This window comes from Streptococcus oralis (assembly GCF_015561235.1).
GTDB classification, from domain to species: Bacteria; Bacillota; Bacilli; order Lactobacillales; family Streptococcaceae; genus Streptococcus; species Streptococcus oralis_BK.
Genome location: NZ_JADMTC010000001.1, coordinates 1,085,741 through 1,103,987, shown reverse-complemented (window position 1 = coordinate 1,103,987; position 18,247 = coordinate 1,085,741). Strand labels below are relative to the sequence as shown.

Below are 18,247 nucleotides of genomic sequence, written 5' to 3'. Positions count from 1 at the left end.
ACTTGAAAAAAGTCGCTATTATATGGTATAATGGACTGTATTAAAAATTTTAAGGAGAAATGACAGAATGTCTGTATCATTTGAAAACAAAGAAACAAACCGTGGAGTCTTGACTTTCACTATCTCTCAAGACCAAATCAAACCAGAATTGGACCGTGTATTTAACTCAGTAAAGAAAACTCTTAACGTTCCTGGTTTCCGTAAAGGTCACCTTCCACGCCCTATCTTCGACCAAAAATTTGGTGAAGAAGCTCTTTATCAAGATGCAATGAACGCTCTTTTGCCAAACGCTTATGAAGCTGCAGTAAAAGAAGCTGGTCTTGAAGTCGTTGCACAACCAAAAATCGATGTGACTTCAATGGAAAAAGGTCAAGACTGGGTTATTACAGCTGAAGTCGTGACAAAACCTGAAGTAAAATTGGGCGACTACAAAAACCTTGAAGTGTCAGTAGATGTAGAAAAAGAAGTTACAGACGCTGACGTTGAAGAACGTATCGAACGCGAACGCAACAACTTGGCTGAATTGGTTATCAAAGAAAGCGCTGCTGAAAATGGCGACACTGTTGTGATCGACTTCGTTGGTTCTATCGACGGTGTTGAATTTGACGGTGGAAAAGGTGAAAACTTCTCACTTGGACTTGGTTCAGGTCAATTCATCCCTGGTTTCGAAGACCAATTGGTTGGACACTCAGCTGGCGAAACTGTTGATGTTGTTGTAACATTCCCAGAAGACTACCAAGCTGAAGACCTTGCAGGTAAAGAAGCTAAATTCGTAACAACTATCCACGAAGTAAAAGCTAAAGAAGTTCCAGCTCTTGACGATGAACTTGCAAAAGATATCGACGAAGAAGTGGAAACTCTTGACGAATTGAAAGAAAAATACCGCAAAGAATTGACTGCTACGAAAGAAGAAGCATACAAAGATGCTGTTGAAGGTGCAGCAATCGATAAAGCTGTAGAAAACGCTGAAATCGTAGAACTTCCAGAAGAAATGATCCATGAAGAAGTTCACCGTTCAGTAAATGAATTCCTTGGAAACTTGCAACGCCAAGGGATCAACCCTGACATGTACTTCCAAATCACTGGAACTACTCAAGAAGACCTTCACAAACAATACGAGGGAGAAGCTGAGTCACGTACCAAGACTAACCTTGTTATCGAAGCAGTTGCCAAAGCTGAAGGATTTGACGCTTCTGAAGAAGAAATCCAAAAAGAAATCGAGCAATTGGCTGCAGATTACAACATGGAAGTGGCACAAGTTCAAAACTTGCTTTCAGCTGACATGTTGAAACACGATATCACTATTAAAAAAGCTGTTGAATTGATCACAAGCACTGCAACAGTAAAATAATCTTAAAAGAGAAAAAGCCCACCTGACTAGGTGGGTTTTCTGCTGTACTATTTTCCAAAAATCTTTTTAAGGTCTGCATCTGTAATCCCAATCATGGCTGGAATACTAGACCAGTTTTCCTCGGTGAGGATGTAGGATTGTCCAGCGTCACTTGTTGTGGCAGTTTCAGAGAAGGCTTGTTTACTTTCTTCAATATTATTTTCAATTAAATCACTGAAGCGCTCAATCAGATAGGTCTTACGGGCAGTTCCGATATGTTTAACTGCATAGTCAAAGGCTTGCAATTCGCCAAGAAGGATGAGTTTGCTCTTGGCCCGTGTAATAGCTGTATAGATGAGATTGCGTTCCAGCATGCGCTTACCAGCACTGGTGATGGGTAGGATGACAACGGGAAACTCACTTCCCTGAGACTTATGGATACTCATGGCATAGGCCAGACGAGTCTTGTACCATTCGTTTCGAGGATAGATGACCTCATTGCCATCAAAATCAATGACAATCTCATCTTGTTTGGACTCGGTGTATTTTCCAGGAATCAAATCTGTGATGTAGCCTAGGTCTCCGTTAAAGACATTGACTTCAGCGTCGTTGACTAGGTGAATAACTTTGTCCCCTGTACGATAGTGACACTGAGCTGCTTCAAAGCTAACTTGGTCCTTTTGAAGAGGATTGAGCAGGTCTTGCATGAGCTGGTTGATGGCGTCAATGCCAGCAGTTCCTCGGTACATAGGCGCTAGCACCTGAATATCGCGGGCCGAGATACCACTTCTGAGGGCAGCGCCAAGAATTTTCTCAATGGTAGCTGGGATATGACCACTAGCGATTTCAAAGTAGGAGCGGTCTGCTTTTTTCTGGGTAAAGTCAGCTGGCAAGATGCCTTGTCGAATCTGACTTGCCAAGGTAACGATAGTTGATTCTTCGCTTTGTCGATAAATTTTTTCTAAACGAGTCTGCGGAATCAGGGGGATCTGGAGCAGGTCAGCCAGGACTTGTCCGGGACTAACAGAAGGCAACTGGTCGCTATCGCCCACGATGAGAATTTTACTGTTAGAAGAAATGTTGGAGAAGAGTTGGTTGGCTAGCCAAGTATCCACCATGGAAAACTCATCTACAATGATAAAGTCGGCATCCAGATAATCTTCCAGATGGCTGGTATCATCGTCGCCTGTCATTCCCAAGTGGCGGTGTATGGTAGCACTTGGCAATCCTGTCAATTCATTCATGCGCCGAGCGGCTCGACCAGTTGGGGCAGCGAGAAGAATAGGTAAGTTGCTCTTTTTCTTGAGATTGAGTCCTTCAAGCAGGGCATAGACAGCGATAATCCCATTGATAACAGTGGTTTTACCTGTACCAGGTCCACCTGTCAGGATAAAGACCTTGTTCTGGATGGCGTCACAGATAGCTTGCTTTTGGATACTATCGTATTGGATACCCAGTTCTTCCTCAACACTAGCGATATGCTTTTGAATGGCTTCCAAATCATGACTCTTTTGCTTTCCTTTTTCGAGGATACGAACCAAGTTATTGCGGATGCCTTCTTCGGCGAAAAAGAGGCTGTTATCAAAGATTTTGGTATCCACCTGTTGGATTTTATCTTCTTCGATCAAATGAGCTAATTCCTGAGCTACTTGGCTGGGATCGAGTTCCACGGGACGGGAAGACTCGAGGAGAGTAAGTGTCTGTTCCAGCAAATCTCGAGCCTCCATATAGGTATCGCCCGTATCCATACAACCTTGAAAGAGACTGTGGACAAGGCCAGCACGGAAGCGTTCAGGAGCTTGACTTTCGATGCCTAGTTCGGCAGCTAATTGGTCGGCGATGGTAAAACCCAAGCCTTTGATATCCTCGACCAGCTGGTAGGGATAATTTTCAACCACATCAAGAGTTTCTTCCTTGTAAAAGTCTTGAATCTGAAAGGCTAGTTTATTGGGAATGCCGTAGTTGGCCAGTTTTGCTAAGACCATTTCTGTCCCATAGTTGAGACGGAGGGTGGAGACAAAAGCCTCACGATTTTTTGCAGAGAGCCCAGCAATGCTTTCCAGCTTTTCAGGATTCTCCAGAATTTCGTCGATAGTGTTTTCACCATAGCTATCCACGATTCTCTGAGCTGTTTTGAGTCCAATTCCCTTAAAATGACTGCTGGAGAAATACTTGACCAAGCCCTTGCTAGTGGGTTTTGCTCGCTCATAACGACTGATTTGTAGCTGTTCACCATACTTGGAGTGCTGAACGATTTGCCCCCAAAAAGTATAGTCTTCGCCCTCTATCACGTCCGCCATGGTTCCTGTAACGATGATTTCAAAATCGTCAAAGTCCTCCGCATTGGTATCTTCGATATCTAAGAGGAGGATGCGATAAAAATTACTAACATTTTCAAAAATAATCCGTTCAATGGTGCCTGAAAAATAAACTTCCATAGGTTTCCTTTACATGAGTTCGTGAGAGTTGTACCCTTAGCTTCTTTCAACAAGCTAGGAGACTAAAAGGTCTTCTTCTCGCAATAGAAAAAGAGGCTGAGACTTAGCATTCTCGGCCTCTTCCTTATCTTAAAAAGTTCCGATACGGTTAAGTGGCCAGAAACGGAATTTTGCTTCGCCTTTGATATCGCTGGCCTTGAAGGTACCAACGTGGCGGCTGTCGCTAGAGACTAGACGATCGTCACCAAGGAGAAGGTATTCGCCTTGAGGGACAGTAAAGCTGAAGCTGGTGTTGGAATTGACATCGACTGTAAAGGCCTGTGCCTTTTGAGCAAGTTCTCTAAAGTAAACTCCCTTATTGCCTTCAAATCCTTTTCCAGTATAGGTGTTTTGCAACTTTTCTGTTTTGAACAAGTTGAGATATTCAGCTAGGTAAGGTTCATTCGTTTCTTCACCGTTGATAAAGAGTTTGTCATTTTCGTAGCGGATGGTATCACCAGGCATGCCGATGACCCTTTTGACAATGTCTTTATTTCCGTCTTCCTCATGCGCAACCACGATATCGAAGCGGTCAATTGGGAGGTGTTTAACAACGAAGAGAACTTCTCCGTCAGCTAGGGTAGGGTCCATCGAGTGTCCTTCCACACGGACATTGCTCCAAAGGAAAATGCGGCTAAGGCCTACCAGTGCGATAATCAGGAAGATAACTCCCCATTCTTTTATAAATGATTTTAAATAGTTCATGGTTTACCTCTATAGAAGTTTTTTTGCTTTTTCAGTATTTTTAAAATGCAGTTTGGCGCAGAAATGAAGTCCCTTCATACCATAGGCTTGAAGGATTTTGCTGGCAACCTTATCAGATGCAGTTCCAGCGCCGCTGGGTAGTTGATAGCCCAGTTCTCGTCCCAGATTTTCTAAGTTTTCGAGGAAGAGATCCCGCGCGATGATGGAGCTAACCGCAACAGCCAGGTATTTACCCTCAGCTTTTTCTTCCAAAGTGATCTTATTTGGAAAACGGTTGGCTTCTTGAGCCAAGTACTTGTCATAGTTTTTAGGACTTGTAAAAGCATCAATCACGATTTTCTCTGGCTGGGCTCCTTTTTGAAGCAGGAGAAAGATAGCCTGATTGTGAAGGGCAACCTTTACAGAAACAGCATTGTAACGCTCTCCGATAACTTCATTATACTTGCTCGGTGAAAGGAGGAGCGCTTGATGTGGAATCTTTTCCTTGAGGATAGGGGCAATCTGACGAATCTTTTGGTCAGTCAGAGTCTTGGAATCCCCCACACCGAGTTTTCGCAAGAAGTCATGCTGGTCAGGTGTCACGAAGGAAGCCACGACAGCTAGCCCACCAAAGTAGGAACCATTTCCCACCTCATCAGTCCCAATCATAGGAAAATCTTGTCCACGGTTTTCTTGTTGAACCTCATAGCCAAAGAAACTGGCGTACTGCTCAGCAGCTTCGCCTTGCAGGAGGACTTTTCCAGAAGTATAGACGGAAACAGTCGCCTGAGGGAAGCGCAAAAAATAGCGGATATAGGGATTTTTACTAGGAGCGAGAGCTTTCTGATAATGAGTTAAAAAGCTCTGAATTTCCTGTTCACTTGGTGTGAGTGTGATACTTGCCATAGTTTCTATTGTACCACAAAAGCAGGAGAATTGGTAAAAACTGACAAAGTTAGCGAAATTTGGTATAATATCGTGAGGTGAATTTTATGGCAAATCTAAATCGATATAAGTTTACATTCGGGAAAAAGACATTAACCTTGACAACCGAGCATGACAACCTCTTTATGGAGGAAATTGCCAAGGTTGCGACTGAAAAATACCAAGCAATTAAAGAAAAAATGCCTGGGGCGGATGATGAAACCATTGCGCTTCTTTTGGCGGTCAACTGTCTGTCTACACAGCTCAATCGTGAAATTGAATTTGATGACAAGGAGCAAGAGTTGTTAGAACTCCGCCACAAGTTGATTGCTGTCAAACAAGAACAGAGCAAGATTGAGGATTCCCTATGATTTCAATCCTACTCTTATTGGTTCTTGCTTGGGGCTTTTACATCGGCTACCGTAGAGGTTTGGTGCTGCAAGTTTATTATTTCATCGTTGCAGTGATTTCAGGCTTTGTTGCGGGACAGTTTTATAAATCGCTGGGAGATCACTTCCACTTGCTTGTCCCTTATGCCAATCCTCAGGAAGGACAGGGCACCTTTTTCTTCCCTTCAGACCAGCTTTTTCACCTAGACAAGGTCTTTTATGCGGGTCTGGCCTACCTTCTAGTTTTCGGAATTTGCTACAGTATCGGACGTTTTATCGGTTTGTTCCTACACTTGATTCCAACTAAAAAGCTCGATGTTAAATGGTTTCGTATCGGAGCAGGCCTATTGTCGCTATTGGTAACCTTATTTGTCTTGCAAATGGCTCTGACCATTCTTGCAACGGTGCCTCTGGCAGTCATTCAAAATTCACTCGAAAAAAGTACAGTAGCCAAACACATCATCCAAAGTGTCCCTTTTACGACAAACCTTATTAAACAACTCTGGGTGACAAATTTAATCGGATAAAAAGGGCGGGATTTTTCCTAGCCCTTTGTTTACAGATTGGACGACTAGGTCAAAACCTCTAGTTGCTATAATCTTGTAAACCAGCATACAAGGAAAAAATATGAATACAAAAATACTAGAAACCTTAGAATTCAATAAAATCAAAGCTTTGTTTGAACCTCATCTCCTGACTGAACAAGGACTAGAGGAGTTAAAAGGCTTGGCTCCAACTGCCAAGGCGGATAAGATTAAACAAGCCTTTACAGAGATGGAGGAAATGCAAGCCCTATTTGTGGAGCAACCCCACTTTACCATCCTAGCGACGCGTGAGATATCAGCTGTTTGCAAGCGTCTGGAGATGGGGGCGGACCTCAATATTGAGGAGTTCTTGCTTCTCAAACGAGTCTTGCTTGCTAGCAGAGAGTTGCAAAGTTTTTACGACAATCTAGAAAACGTACGCTTGGAGCAGTTGGCGAGATGGTTTGAGAAACTGCATGAGTTTCCACACTTGCAAGGAAGTCTCCAAGCTCTCAATGATGCAGGATTTATCGAGAATTTTGCCAGCGAAGAACTAGCACGTATCCGTCGGAAAATCCATGATAGCGAGAGTCAAGTTCGAGATGTCTTGCAAGACTTACTCAAGCAAAAAGCGCAGATGTTGACGGAAGGTATAATCGCTAGCAGAAATGGCCGTCAAGTTTTACCAGTAAAGAACACCTATCGCAATAAGATTGCAGGTGTTGTCCATGACATCTCTGCCAGTGGTAATACGGTTTATATCGAGCCACGTGAGGTGGTCAAGCTGAGCGAAGAAATCGCTAGTCTGCGAGCTGACGAACGCTATGAGATGATTCGCATCCTGCAGGAACTATCGGAACGGGTTCGTCCTCATGCTGCTGAGATTGCTAATGATGCTTGGATTATCGGCCATTTAGACTTGATTCGTGCCAAGGTGCGTTTCATTCAAGAAAGACAAGCAGTCGTTCCCCAACTTTCAGAGAATCAAGAGATTCAACTTCTTCATGTTCGCCATCCTTTGGTCAAAAATGCAGTGGCAAACGATGTACACTTTGGTAAGGAATTAACAGCTATTGTCATTACAGGTCCCAATACTGGTGGGAAGACCATCATGCTCAAAACCCTAGGCTTGACTCAACTCATGGCCCAATCTGGATTGCCCATTTTAGCTGATAAGGGTAGCCGTGTTGGTATTTTCGAAGAAATCTTCGCAGATATTGGGGATGAGCAGTCTATCGAGCAAAGCTTGTCTACCTTCTCGAGTCACATGACCAATATCGTAGATATTCTTGGCAAGGTCAATCAGCACTCGCTTTTACTCTTAGATGAGCTTGGGGCAGGTACCGATCCGCAGGAAGGAGCAGCGCTTGCTATGGCTATTCTGGAGGATCTTCGTCTGCGTCAGGTCAAGACTATGGCTACGACCCACTATCCAGAACTCAAGGCTTATGGTATTGAGACAGCCTTTGTGCAAAATGCCAGCATGGAGTTTGATACTGCCAGCTTGCGTCCGACCTATCGCTTTATGCAGGGAGTTCCTGGCCGAAGCAATGCCTTTGAAATTGCCAAACGTCTGGGCTTGTCAGAGGTCATCGTAGGAGATGCCAGCCAGCAGGTCAACCAAGATAATGATGTCAACCGTATCATTGAACAATTGGAAGAGCAAACGCTTGAAAGTCGCAAACGCTTGGACAATATTCGTGAGGTGGAGCAAGAAAACCTCAAGATGAACCGTGCACTCAAAAAACTCTACAATGAGCTTAATCGTGAAAAGGAAACTGAGCTCAACAAGGCGCGTGAACAAGCTGCCGAGATTGTGGAACTCGCTCTAAGTGAAAGTGACCAGATTCTCAAAAATCTCCATAGCAAATCTCAACTCAAACCCCATGAAATCATTGAAGCCAAGGCTGAGCTGAAAAAACTAGCTCCTGAAAAAGTAGACTTATCTAAAAACAAGGTCCTTCAAAAAGCCAAGAAAAAACGAGCTCCGAAGGTGGGGGATGATATTGTGGTCCTCAGTTATGGACAACGTGGAACCTTGACCAATCAGCTCAAGGATGGCCGTTGGGAAGCCCAAGTCGGTTTAATCAAGATGACCTTGGAAGAGAAAGAATTTGACCTTGTTCAGGCTCAGCAAGAAGCCCCAGTCAAGAAAAAACAAGTCAATGTCGTCAAACGAGCTTCTGGTCGTGGTCCGCAAGCGAGACTGGATCTCCGAGGCAAACGGTACGAAGAGGCTATGAATGAGCTGGACGCCTTTATCGACCAAGCCCTGCTCAATAACATGGCGCAAGTCGACATCATCCATGGTATCGGTACGGGAGTCATCCGTGAGGGCGTCACCAAATACCTGCAAAGAAACAAGCATGTCAAGAGTTTTGGCTATGCTCCACAAAATGCTGGAGGCAGTGGCGCCACCATTGTAACCTTTAAAGGATAGAGAGAAGAAGGATTCACTCTTTCTGAAAAAAGAAGTGAAAAGTCAAAAATTTTCATAGAATATATTGACAAAGACTAACTTTTCTTGTAAAATAATAAAAAATTAAATACCAACACCGAATGAAGTTTAATAGAAGTGGAGAAAGGTTTGTTTTCCATGACTGTAAATGGACGGAACTCTGGAGAGACCGTAAAGGCACCGAAGGGGCAAGGCAGGTAACTGCTCAAACTCTCAGGTAAAAGGACAGAGCTAGGATAGACCGCTTTTTGGCATTTATCTAAGCATTCCAGAGTACATGTGTCTTGCATGTGCTCTTTCTTTTGGGGTTGAAAGATAGGAGAAGGACATGTTAGAATTGCTTAAAGCGCTTGATGCTTTTGCTTGGGGGCCTCCCCTCTTGATCTTATTGGTCGGAACGGGTATCTATCTGACCATCCGACTAGGACTTTTACAGCTAGCTCGTCTCCCCAAGGCCTTTCAGTTGATCTTTACCAAGGACAAGGGATATGGAGACGTTTCCAGCTTTGCAGCTCTTTGTACAGCCCTTGCAGCTACTGTTGGAACGGGAAATATCATCGGAGTTGCGACAGCCATTAAGGTTGGTGGGCCAGGTGCTCTCTTTTGGATGTGGATGGCTGCATTCTTTGGGATGGCAACCAAGTATGCCGAAGGCTTACTGGCCATCAAATACCGTACTAAGGATGCAAATGGAGCTGTAGCTGGAGGACCCATGCATTACATCCTTTTGGGGATGGGAGAAAAGTGGCGTCCACTTGCTATCTTCTTTGCCCTAGCGGGTGTATTGGTAGCTCTTCTAGGGATTGGTACCTTTACCCAAGTTAATTCGATTACAGAATCCATTCAAAATACAGCCCAAGTTGATCCAGTTATCACAGCTCTGATTTTATCCATTTTTGTAGGGATTGCTGTCTTTGGTGGCCTCAAATCCATATCAAAAGTTTCGACAGCAGTGGTTCCTTTTATGGCTATTGTCTATATTCTGGGAACTCTTACAGTTATTCTCTTTAATATCGAGGAAATCCCAGCCACACTTGCCCTAATCTTTACTTCTGCTTTCAGCCCTGTAGCTGCAGTAGGAGGATTTGCTGGTGCGACTATCCGTACTGCGATTCAAAATGGTGTGGCGAGAGGAGTCTTTTCGAACGAATCTGGTCTTGGTTCAGCTCCGATTGCAGCTGCTGCGGCTAAGACAAATGAGCCTGTTGAGCAAGGCTTGATTTCCATGACAGGAACCTTTATTGACACCCTCATTATCTGTACTCTGACAGGTTTGACCATCTTGGTAACTGGGGTTTGGAGTGGTGATTTGAATGGAGTCGCGCTTACTCAATCAGCCTTTTCAACAGTTTTTTCACATTTTGGGCCTACTCTTTTGACCATATTTCTGGTTCTCTTTGCCTTTACGACAATTCTCGGCTGGAATTACTACGGAGAGCGCTGTTTCGAGTTTCTCTTTGGCGTTCGCTTTATCTGGCTCTATCGGGTGGTCTTTGTGCTCATGGTCTTGTTGGGAGGTTTTATCGAGTTGGACATGGTCTGGATTATTGCAGATATCGTCAATGCCTTGATGGCCTTGCCTAACCTGATTGCCCTTTTAGTTTTATCTCCAGTCGTTATTGCTGAGACTAAAAAGTATTTTAATAAATAATGAAATCACACAACTCGTGTGATTTTTTTGCTTTCATAAAAAATTTTTATCGATGCAATTTAAAATATATATTATACACGGTATAGAATCTGTGATAGACTAGGTTTCAACAAAATGAAAAGAGGTTTTATGATGACAAGATTTACCATCCATACAGTCGAATCAGCACCAGCAGAAGTGAAAGAAGTTCTTGAAACAGTAGAAAAAGATAACAATGGCTATATTCCCAACCTAATCGGTCTCTTGGCTGATGCACCGACTGCTTTAGAAGCTTACCGTACTGTCGGAGCTATCAACCGTCGCAACAGTCTGACACCCGTTGAGCGCGAAGTAGTGCAAATCACTGCAGCTGTGACCAATGGTTGTGCCTTCTGCGTTGCAGGTCACACCGCTTTTTCGATCAAACAAATCCAGATGAATGATGATCTTCTCCAAGCTCTCCGCAACCGCACTCCGATTGAAACAGATCCTAAATTGGACACCCTAGCTAAGTTTACCTTGGCGGTCATCAATACCAAAGGGCGTGTAGGCGATGAAGCCTTGGCTGAATTTTTGGAAGCTGGCTACACGCAACAAAATGCCTTGGACGTGGTTCTCGGTGTTAGTCTTGCCAGTCTTTGCAACTATGCAAACAACCTAGCCAATACGCCTATTAATCCAGAATTGCAACCGTATGCTTAATTCATATCTGAGAAAAAATGAAGTCTGAAATAATCGGACTTCATTTTTTTGGCTCTCATTTAAGCGCTTTTATGCTATACTAATAATAACATGATTATTGGAGGCTCGGATGAAAAAGTTCCCCTTGGTATTTTCTGGCTGTTTATTAGGTTTAGCAGGTGCAGGAAATCTGATTGCAGATACTTGCCCTGTTCTGTCGCATCTATTGAGTCTGACTGGTTTAGTTTTGTGGATTTTCTTTCTGATTCTTCATCTTTTTAATTGGGAAGAAACCAAGCAAGAATTGACTAAGCCCCCTCTTTTATCTGGGATGGCCACCTTTCCCATGGCTGGGATGATTTTATCGACCTATGTCTTTCGCGTATTCCCTGTTCTTCCTTTGGTAGCACAAGGAATCTGGTGGTTTTCATTTCTCTTGGATTTAGCTTTGATTGCTACTTTTACCATCAAATTTGCCTGTCCTGGTCGGAGGGTCAATGCGACTCCAAGTTGGACGGTACTCTATGTGGGAATAGCAGTAGCAGCCTTGACCTATCCTCTGGTAGGCATTATCGAGATTGCCTATGCAACCTTGAGTTTTGGTTTTGTCTTGACCTTCTATCTCTATCCGCTTATTTATAGCGATTTAAAGAAATCTCCACTCCCACTAGCCTTGCTTGGACAGGAAGGAATCTACTGTGCTCCCTTTTCCCTACTCTTAGCTTCTCTAGTTCGAGTTGGAGGAGCAGGCCTACCGACTTGGCTCTTGATTGTCATGATTTTGGCATCTCAGTCCTTCTTTTTCTTTGTTTTAACTCGCCTGCCCAATATTTTAAAACAAGGCTTTCAACCAGCCTTCTCAGCCCTCACCTTCCCAACCATTATCACAGCTACTTCGCTCAAGATGGCTCAGGGGCTTTTGAAACTCCCTTTTTTAGATTATCTGGTACTGGCTGAAATCTTCATTTGTCTATCTATTTTACTCTTTGTCTTAGCTTCTTATCTGATTTGGTTACGAAAAAAGGTCTAGCTATATTCTAGCTAGGCCTTGTTTTTTATGGTTTGATAACTTCAGCTCCACCTATGTATGGACGAAGAGCTTCTGGAATGGTTACAGAACCATCTGCATTTTGGTAGTTTTCAAGAATAGCAGCCACTGTACGCCCAACTGCAAGTCCAGAACCATTCAAGGTGTGAAGAAGTTTAACTTTACCATCTGCTTCATCACGGTAGCGAATTTGAGCACGACGGGCTTGGAAATCTTCTGTATTTGAACAGCTTGAGATTTCACGGTAGGTATTTTGCGCTGGAATCCAAACTTCCAAGTCGTAAGTCTTGGAAGCTGAGAAGCCCATATCCCCAGTAGAGAGGGCAACGACACGGTACGGAAGATTGAGTTTTTGAAGGATGTTTTCAGCGTTGGCTGTCATTTTTTCTAATTCTTCATAAGATTCTTCTGGTTTTGCAAATTTGACCATTTCAACCTTGTGGAATTGGTGCAGACGGATCAAGCCACGTGTATCACGACCAGCAGAACCCGCTTCAGAACGGAATGATGGACTCATAGCAGTGAAGTAGATTGGTAGGTCTTTACCGTCAAGGATTTCATCACGGTAGTAGTTTGTAAGAGGCACTTCAGCTGTAGGAATGAGGACATAATTAGTGTCTTTCAATTCAAAAGTGTCTTCCTTGAATTTTGGATATTGCCCAGTACCAAACATAGAGTCATGGTTAACCATGTAAGGTGTGATAACTTCCGTATAGCCTTCTTTACCATGCTCATCCAACATGAAGTTGTAGATAGCGCGTTCCAAACGAGCCCCAAGTCCTTTATAGAAGAGGAAACGAGCGCCCGTTACCTTACCACCGCGTTCCCAGTCAAGGATACCCAAGTCTTCACCAAGATCCCAGTGAGCTTTTGGTTCAAAGTCAAACTCGCGCGGAGTCCCCCAACGGCGAACTTCCACATTGTCATCTTCGTCAGCCCCAACAGGAACGCTGTCGGCAGGGATATTTGGAAGAGTAGTGGTAAATTCTGTCAATTTAGCATCGATGTCTGCCAACTCAGCATCCAAGGCTTTGACTTCAGCAGATAGGGTTTGCATCGCAGCAATCTTGTCATCGGCATTTTCCTTGTTGCGCTTGGCTTGGGCAATCTCAGCAGAAACTGTGTTACGTTCTGCTTTGAGAGTTTCAACCTTGACCAAGATGTCGCGACGTTTAGCATCGATTTCTTTCATCTCATTTAAGACAGCAGCATCTACACCACGTGTAGCCAATTTTTCTGCGACAGCATCAAAATCTGTACGAATTCGTTTGATATCTAACATAAGTCCTCCTTTATATGAAAAAAGCACACCTGACAAAGCGTTGGAGTGGCAGGGCCACGGTTCCATCCAACTTCACAGGTGTGCACTTGATTGTGTATGTAATTATAAACAACGGTAGAATTTCACCTATCCCTCCTATCTGCTCGCAGCACCCGCAGACTTTCTGAAAGAAGGAGATAACTTACTTATCCGTTGCTATGATTATACTAAAGTTTCTACTTTTTTGCAAACAGATTTTTAAATTTTTGTCCAATGGTCTGGAGTAGAGTCGGAAGTTTCACAACCTTTTCGTTTCCTAATTTTTCCCGAGCGATTTTTAGGATAGCTCCAGAGTCTTTTGAAGCAAAGAGGAATTTTCCTTGATCGGTAAAGACTTCAAAGTGGCGGCTGATCTTGCGACCACTTACGTTGGCTCCGATTTGCTGAATGCTGGACCAGGGGATTTGAATATATTGTTCGACATTGACATCAGGATAAAACTCTAAGGCTTGATCCCCGACTAAAAATTTTCCAACTTTTCCAGAGATAGAGAGGTAAGATGTCCCAGTAGTTTGGAGGTCAATGACTTGATTGAGTGATTGGGCCATGATTAGTCTTCCTTACTTTCACCGAAAAAGGCATGATAGAGAGCCTTGATGGCTGCTTTTTCTTGCTCTTTATTGACAACAAACATGATGGAAACTTCACTTGAACCTTGGGACATCATCTGGATGTTGATTTTATTCTCAGACAAAGCCCGTGTTGCAGTAGCAGTTACCCCGATATGGCTCTTCATCTTTTCTCCTACAATCATAATGATGGAAAGGTCATGTTCGATTTCAGCATGGTCCACTTCAGCTTTTTGAACGAGTTGACGTAGAATTTCTTCTTCTTTGATAGGAGTCAATTCGCGGGAGCGGAGGATGATTGAAAGATCGTCAATACCTGTAGGCATGTGTTCCCAACCGATGTTGAGGTCCTTAAGGATTTGAAGAACCTTGCGACCAAACCCGACTTCACGGTTCATGAGGTATTTAGACATGTTGATGCTGACGAATCCTGAGTCACCTGCAATCCCTACTACTGGGAATTTATCACTACTGTGTTCTAAAACAATGCGTGTTCCTGGGTGGTCAGGGTTGTTGGTATTCTTGATGACAAGAGGAATTTTTCCTCGGTAGGCAGGAAGAAGGGCTTCGTCATGAAGGACTGAAAATCCAGCGTAAGCCAACTCCCGCATTTCACGGTAGGTTAATTCAGGAATGGAGTGTGGTTGGTGGATGATACCAGGGTGGGCAGCAAAGATACCATTTACGTCTGTAAAGTTTTCATAGAGATCAGCCTTAACACCTGCTGCAATGATAGAACCTGTGATATCTGAACCACCACGTGAAAAAGTACAGATTTGATTTTCCTTAGTCACACCAAAGAAACCAGGGATGACAAGGACTTCGTTGCTATCAGCCAAGCCTTCAATCTTATCATAACTAGATGGGATGATGCGTGCGTTTCCTGGTTCACTTGTGACAACAATTCCAGCTTCTCTTGGGTGAACATAGCGTGCATCGATACCGTTTTGGTTAAAGTAGGCTGCAATCAATTTGGCATTGTTATTTTCTCCAGCCGCTAGGAAGGTATCATAGAGAAATTCATTGTCCTCTATAGGGAGAGTTGCCAAGGCCCGAATACTTTTAGAGATTTTTTCTAAAACAGCAGGTTTTAATCCTAGTTCACTAACCATAGCGGCATAACGGTCAATGATCCAGCTTTGGCTAGCACTGATGTCATTTCCAGCCACATAGTCACGATAGTATTTGATCAAGGCATCGGTTACCTTGGTATCTTCAGCATTGCGTTTGCCGGGTGCAGAAACGACTACAAAACGGCGTTCTTTATCACTTTTAACGATGTTTAAAACTTTTTCTAACTGACCAGCAGAGGCAAGTGAGCTTCCGCCAAATTTTACAACCTTCATAAGGACTCCTCAAGTAAGTATTTTATACGATTATAGCAGAAAGAGGGGTATTTTTCAATGAAGAAAATAACTTCCTATTATAATAGAAGAAAACACTAACTTATTCTGAAAAGCGATAACCGTTTAAAAGTAAGAGTGTCAAATTTTACTCACACTCATAAATGATGGGTAAATAATCAGCTGAGACACTTTCCTTTAGTTTTTCCTTGCCTCTTTATCTAAAAAAAGGTATACTTTGATGATAAAACAATTTTATTGCCTTATAAAAGAAAAGGAGAAGCTATGAATCATATCTTATATCAGATCGTAGATGATCTGGCTATCATTACTTTGAATCGTCCCGAAGTGGCAAATGGTTTCCATATCCCAATGTGTGAGGAGATTTTAGAAGCTTTGACTCTAGCAGAGCAGGATCAAGCTGTGCAGTTCATCTTGATTAATGCTAATGGGAAGGTTTTTTCAGTTGGGGGAGACTTGGTTGAGATGAAACGAGCAGTAGACGAAGATGATATCCCTTCTTTGAATAAGATTGCAGAATTAGTCAATACAATTTCTTTTAAAATCAAGCAAATTCCTAAACCTGTTTTGATGGAGGTAGATGGAGCGGTTGCTGGTGCTGCAGCAAATATGGCAGTAGCAGTTGATTTCTGTTTAGCGACTGACAAGGCAAAATTTATCCAAGCCTTTGTCGGAGTGGGATTGGCGCCAGACGCTGGTGGGATTCATCTCTTGAGTCGTAGCATCGGGGTAACACGGGCTGCACAACTTGCCATGACAGGTGAAGCCTTGACTGCTGAAAAAGCGCTAGAATGGGGCGTGGTATACCGTGTTTGTGAAGTTGACAAATTAGAAAAAACAAGAGAACAAGTTCTGAAAAAATTAAGAAGAGGTTCAGCAAACTCATACGCAGCGATTAAAAAGTTAGTTTGGGAAAGTCAATTCAAGGATTGGCAGAATTATGCTGAATTAGAATTGAAATTACAAGAATCGTTATCTTTAACTGAAGATTTTAAAGAAGGGGTTCGAGCACATTCTGAAAGAAGAAGACCAAAATTTTCAGGAAAATAAAAAAATACTTGCATAATTTTTTGAAGTTTGTTATACTTCTTTTATCAAATGTTTTGATTGTAAAAGCTTTTTGAGGGGGAGGGAAAAAGTTTGGACTACCAACAAGTAAATGATTATCTAACATCTATTTTTAATAACGTCCTTGTGATCGAGGAGGTTAGCTTACGAGGTAGTCGATTCAAAGACATCTCCATCAAAGAAATGCACACGATCGATGTGATTGGGAAGTTCCCGGAGGCAACGCCAAGTAAGGTTTCAAAAGAACTGATGGTAACTCTTGGGACAGTGACGACGAGTTTGAATAACCTGGAGAGAAAAGGTTATATTGAGCGTATTCGTTCTGACCAAGACCGTCGAGTGGTCTATCTGCATTTGACAAAGCAAGGTCGTTTGGTTCACCGCCTTCATAAACGGTTCCACAAGGCTATGGTCGAAAAAATCATCGATGGCATGAGCCCTGAGGAAAAAGAGGTCATGGGCAGAGGTTTAACGAACCTTTATCAATTTTTGGAGGATTTGAAATAATGGCTTTTGCAAAAATAAGCCAGGTTGCTCATTATGTTCCAGAGCAAGTGGTCACTAATCATGACTTAGCCCAAATCATGGACACAAGCGATGAGTGGATTTCAAGTCGAACAGGAATTAAACAGAGACATATCTCAAAATTAGAGTCTACAAGTGACTTGGCGACAGAAGTTGCTAAGAGCTTGTTAGCTAAAGGGAGCTTAACAGCGGATCAGATTGATTTTATCATTGTAGCGACGATTACCCCAGACTCGATGATGCCTTCCACAGCAGCTCGAGTTCAGGCAAATATCGGAGCGCATAGAGCTTTCGCCTTTGATTTGACAGCAGCTTGCAGTGGCTTTGTATTCGCTCTCTCAACTGCAGAAAAGTTTTTAAGTTCTGGACAGTTCAAAAAAGGGATTGTTATCGGGGCTGAGACCTTATCCAAGGCAGTTGATTGGTCAGATCGTTCAACAGCTGTTCTCTTTGGGGATGGTGCTGGAGGGGTTCTCTTGGAAGCGAGCGAAATACGTCACTTCCTTGTGGAAAGTCTCTATACAGATGGCTCTCGGAGCGAGTGTTTGACCTATGGTCAAACGGCTTTGGCTTCTCCTTTCTCAGATCAAGAAGCAGTTCCTGCTTTTTTGAAAATGGATGGACGAGCAGTTTTTGATTTTGCAAATCGTGATGTTGCTAAATCGATCAAAGAAACCATTGAAAATGGTCCAATCGCAGCTTCAGAATTGGATTATCTCTTGCTTCATCAGGCAAATATCCGCATTTTGGATAAGATGGCTAAGAAGATCGGCGTAGACCGAGACAAACTTCCTGCCAATATGATGGAGTATGGAAATACCAGTGCAGCAAGTATCCCGATTTTGCTCTCAGAGTGTGTGGAGAATGGCATGATTCGTTTAGATGGTAGCCAGACGATTCTCCTATCAGGCTTCGGTGGAGGTTTGACATGGGGCACACTCATTCTTACAATCTAGGTAATCATGTGGTAAACACATAGTTATAAATTTTTTATATTTTAAAGGAGTCCTATCATGGCAGTATTTGAAAAAGTACAAGAAATTATCGTTGAAGAACTTGGGAAAGACGCATCAGAAGTAACACTTGAATCTACTTTTGATGATTTGGATGCAGATTCATTGGACTTGTTCCAAGTAATCTCTGAAATCGAAGATGCTTTCGATATCCAAATCGAAGCAGAAGATAACTTGAAAACAGTTGGTGACTTGGTTGCCTACGTTGAAGAGCAAACAAAATAATTAACATATTACTAGAA

Annotated in this window: 17 protein-coding genes and 1 riboswitch; of the genes, 11 read left to right on the top strand and 6 right to left on the bottom strand. The window is 43.0% G+C overall.

What is annotated here, in order from left to right:
* Positions 1-67 precede the first annotated feature (67 nt).
* Positions 68-1,351 (top strand): trigger factor, encoded by a 1,284-nt coding sequence (tig, locus tag I2H52_RS05610; RefSeq protein ID WP_007520612.1) that lies wholly within the window; start codon positions 68-70, stop codon positions 1,349-1,351.
* 47 nt (positions 1,352-1,398) lie between these two features.
* Here the strand turns inward: tig and I2H52_RS05605 are convergent, their stop codons facing one another.
* The 3 genes from I2H52_RS05605 to rnhC form a co-directional block, all read right to left on the bottom strand.
* Complete coding sequence (locus tag I2H52_RS05605) at positions 1,399-3,768, bottom strand: ATP-dependent RecD-like DNA helicase (protein ID WP_195594634.1); 2,370 nt, start codon at positions 3,766-3,768, stop codon at positions 1,399-1,401.
* A gap of 129 nt (positions 3,769-3,897) precedes the next feature.
* Entirely contained in the window at positions 3,898-4,512 is a 615-nt protein-coding gene (gene lepB / locus I2H52_RS05600) for a signal peptidase I (RefSeq protein ID WP_049479298.1), read from the bottom strand.
* Positions 4,513-4,521: 9 nt separating this feature from the next.
* A complete protein-coding gene (rnhC, locus tag I2H52_RS05595; protein WP_007520607.1) occupies positions 4,522-5,397 on the bottom strand; it encodes a ribonuclease HIII in 876 nt (291 codons plus the stop codon).
* A gap of 86 nt (positions 5,398-5,483) precedes the next feature.
* On the opposite strand from rnhC, the gene zapA reads away from it, so the two are divergent.
* The 6 genes from zapA to I2H52_RS05565 all read left to right on the top strand — a co-directional run bounded on the left by zapA (position 5,484) and on the right by I2H52_RS05565 (position 12,127).
* Positions 5,484-5,786 (top strand): cell division protein ZapA, encoded by a 303-nt coding sequence (gene zapA / locus I2H52_RS05590; protein ID WP_195594632.1) that lies wholly within the window; start codon positions 5,484-5,486, stop codon positions 5,784-5,786.
* Positions 5,783-6,331 (top strand): CvpA family protein, encoded by a 549-nt coding sequence (locus I2H52_RS05585; RefSeq protein ID WP_195594630.1) that lies wholly within the window; start codon positions 5,783-5,785, stop codon positions 6,329-6,331. Before zapA ends, I2H52_RS05585 begins: the two co-directional genes overlap by 4 nt.
* Positions 6,332-6,431: 100 nt before the next feature.
* Positions 6,432-8,768 carry an endonuclease MutS2 gene (locus I2H52_RS05580; RefSeq protein WP_195594627.1) on the top strand — a complete coding sequence of 779 codons (2,337 nt, stop codon included), beginning with the start codon at positions 6,432-6,434 and terminating at the stop codon, positions 8,766-8,768.
* A gap of 168 nt (positions 8,769-8,936) precedes the next feature.
* Positions 8,937-9,025: riboswitch (glycine riboswitch) on the top strand.
* A gap of 89 nt (positions 9,026-9,114) precedes the next feature.
* On the top strand, positions 9,115-10,437 hold the full coding sequence (locus tag I2H52_RS05575; RefSeq protein ID WP_195594624.1) for an alanine/glycine:cation symporter family protein: 1,323 nt from the start codon (positions 9,115-9,117) through the stop codon (positions 10,435-10,437).
* 132 nt (positions 10,438-10,569) lie between these two features.
* On the top strand, positions 10,570-11,118 hold the full coding sequence (locus I2H52_RS05570; protein ID WP_195594912.1) for a carboxymuconolactone decarboxylase family protein: 549 nt from the start codon (positions 10,570-10,572) through the stop codon (positions 11,116-11,118).
* Between the two features lie 109 nt (positions 11,119-11,227).
* The gene (locus I2H52_RS05565) at positions 11,228-12,127 is read left to right on the top strand and encodes a TDT family transporter (protein ID WP_195594620.1); all 900 of its coding nucleotides are present in this window, start codon (positions 11,228-11,230) and stop codon (positions 12,125-12,127) included.
* 25 nt (positions 12,128-12,152) lie between these two features.
* On the opposite strand, the gene serS is transcribed toward I2H52_RS05565, so the two are convergent.
* From serS to I2H52_RS05550, 3 genes are all read right to left on the bottom strand, one after another.
* Entirely contained in the window at positions 12,153-13,427 is a 1,275-nt protein-coding gene (serS, locus tag I2H52_RS05560; RefSeq protein ID WP_195594617.1) for a serine--tRNA ligase, read from the bottom strand.
* Positions 13,428-13,642: 215 nt separating this feature from the next.
* On the bottom strand, positions 13,643-14,014 hold the full coding sequence (locus tag I2H52_RS05555) for a DUF956 family protein (protein ID WP_049550246.1): 372 nt from the start codon (positions 14,012-14,014) through the stop codon (positions 13,643-13,645).
* A 2-nt stretch (positions 14,015-14,016) separates the two neighbouring features.
* The gene (locus I2H52_RS05550; RefSeq protein WP_195594615.1) at positions 14,017-15,381 is read right to left on the bottom strand and encodes an aspartate kinase; all 1,365 of its coding nucleotides are present in this window, start codon (positions 15,379-15,381) and stop codon (positions 14,017-14,019) included.
* A 282-nt stretch (positions 15,382-15,663) separates the two neighbouring features.
* Between I2H52_RS05550 and I2H52_RS05545 the strand changes: the two genes are divergently transcribed.
* The 4 genes from I2H52_RS05545 to I2H52_RS05530 all read left to right on the top strand — a co-directional run bounded on the left by I2H52_RS05545 (position 15,664) and on the right by I2H52_RS05530 (position 18,230).
* Positions 15,664-16,449, top strand: coding sequence for an enoyl-CoA hydratase (locus tag I2H52_RS05545; protein WP_001015587.1), 786 nt, complete (start codon positions 15,664-15,666; stop codon positions 16,447-16,449).
* Positions 16,450-16,539: 90 nt separating this feature from the next.
* Positions 16,540-16,974, top strand: a complete 435-nt coding sequence (locus I2H52_RS05540; protein ID WP_000386338.1) for a MarR family winged helix-turn-helix transcriptional regulator — start codon at positions 16,540-16,542, stop codon at positions 16,972-16,974.
* A complete protein-coding gene (locus I2H52_RS05535; protein ID WP_049550248.1) occupies positions 16,974-17,948 on the top strand; it encodes a beta-ketoacyl-ACP synthase III in 975 nt (324 codons plus the stop codon). Before I2H52_RS05540 ends, I2H52_RS05535 begins: the two co-directional genes overlap by 1 nt.
* Positions 17,949-18,005: 57 nt before the next feature.
* On the top strand, positions 18,006-18,230 hold the full coding sequence (locus I2H52_RS05530) for an acyl carrier protein (RefSeq protein ID WP_000257840.1): 225 nt from the start codon (positions 18,006-18,008) through the stop codon (positions 18,228-18,230).
* Positions 18,231-18,247 lie beyond the last annotated feature (17 nt).

What these genes read in the sequence shown, in the direction of transcription:
- tig (WP_007520612.1), top strand. Translation starts at nt 68, where the DNA reads ATGTCTGTATCATTTGAAAACAAAGAAACAAACCGTGGAGTCTTGACT.
- I2H52_RS05605 (WP_195594634.1), bottom strand. Translation starts at nt 3,768, where the DNA reads ATGGAAGTTTATTTTTCAGGCACCATTGAACGGATTATTTTTGAAAAT.
- lepB (WP_049479298.1), bottom strand. Translation starts at nt 4,512, where the DNA reads ATGAACTATTTAAAATCATTTATAAAAGAATGGGGAGTTATCTTCCTG.
- rnhC (WP_007520607.1), bottom strand. Translation starts at nt 5,397, where the DNA reads ATGGCAAGTATCACACTCACACCAAGTGAACAGGAAATTCAGAGCTTT.
- zapA (WP_195594632.1), top strand. Translation starts at nt 5,484, where the DNA reads ATGGCAAATCTAAATCGATATAAGTTTACATTCGGGAAAAAGACATTA.
- I2H52_RS05585 (WP_195594630.1), top strand. Translation starts at nt 5,783, where the DNA reads ATGATTTCAATCCTACTCTTATTGGTTCTTGCTTGGGGCTTTTACATC.
- I2H52_RS05580 (WP_195594627.1), top strand. Translation starts at nt 6,432, where the DNA reads ATGAATACAAAAATACTAGAAACCTTAGAATTCAATAAAATCAAAGCT.
- I2H52_RS05575 (WP_195594624.1), top strand. Translation starts at nt 9,115, where the DNA reads ATGTTAGAATTGCTTAAAGCGCTTGATGCTTTTGCTTGGGGGCCTCCC.
- I2H52_RS05570 (WP_195594912.1), top strand. Translation starts at nt 10,570, where the DNA reads ATGACAAGATTTACCATCCATACAGTCGAATCAGCACCAGCAGAAGTG.
- I2H52_RS05565 (WP_195594620.1), top strand. Translation starts at nt 11,228, where the DNA reads ATGAAAAAGTTCCCCTTGGTATTTTCTGGCTGTTTATTAGGTTTAGCA.
- serS (WP_195594617.1), bottom strand. Translation starts at nt 13,427, where the DNA reads ATGTTAGATATCAAACGAATTCGTACAGATTTTGATGCTGTCGCAGAA.
- I2H52_RS05555 (WP_049550246.1), bottom strand. Translation starts at nt 14,014, where the DNA reads ATGGCCCAATCACTCAATCAAGTCATTGACCTCCAAACTACTGGGACA.
- I2H52_RS05550 (WP_195594615.1), bottom strand. Translation starts at nt 15,381, where the DNA reads ATGAAGGTTGTAAAATTTGGCGGAAGCTCACTTGCCTCTGCTGGTCAG.
- I2H52_RS05545 (WP_001015587.1), top strand. Translation starts at nt 15,664, where the DNA reads ATGAATCATATCTTATATCAGATCGTAGATGATCTGGCTATCATTACT.
- I2H52_RS05535 (WP_049550248.1), top strand. Translation starts at nt 16,974, where the DNA reads ATGGCTTTTGCAAAAATAAGCCAGGTTGCTCATTATGTTCCAGAGCAA.
- I2H52_RS05530 (WP_000257840.1), top strand. Translation starts at nt 18,006, where the DNA reads ATGGCAGTATTTGAAAAAGTACAAGAAATTATCGTTGAAGAACTTGGG.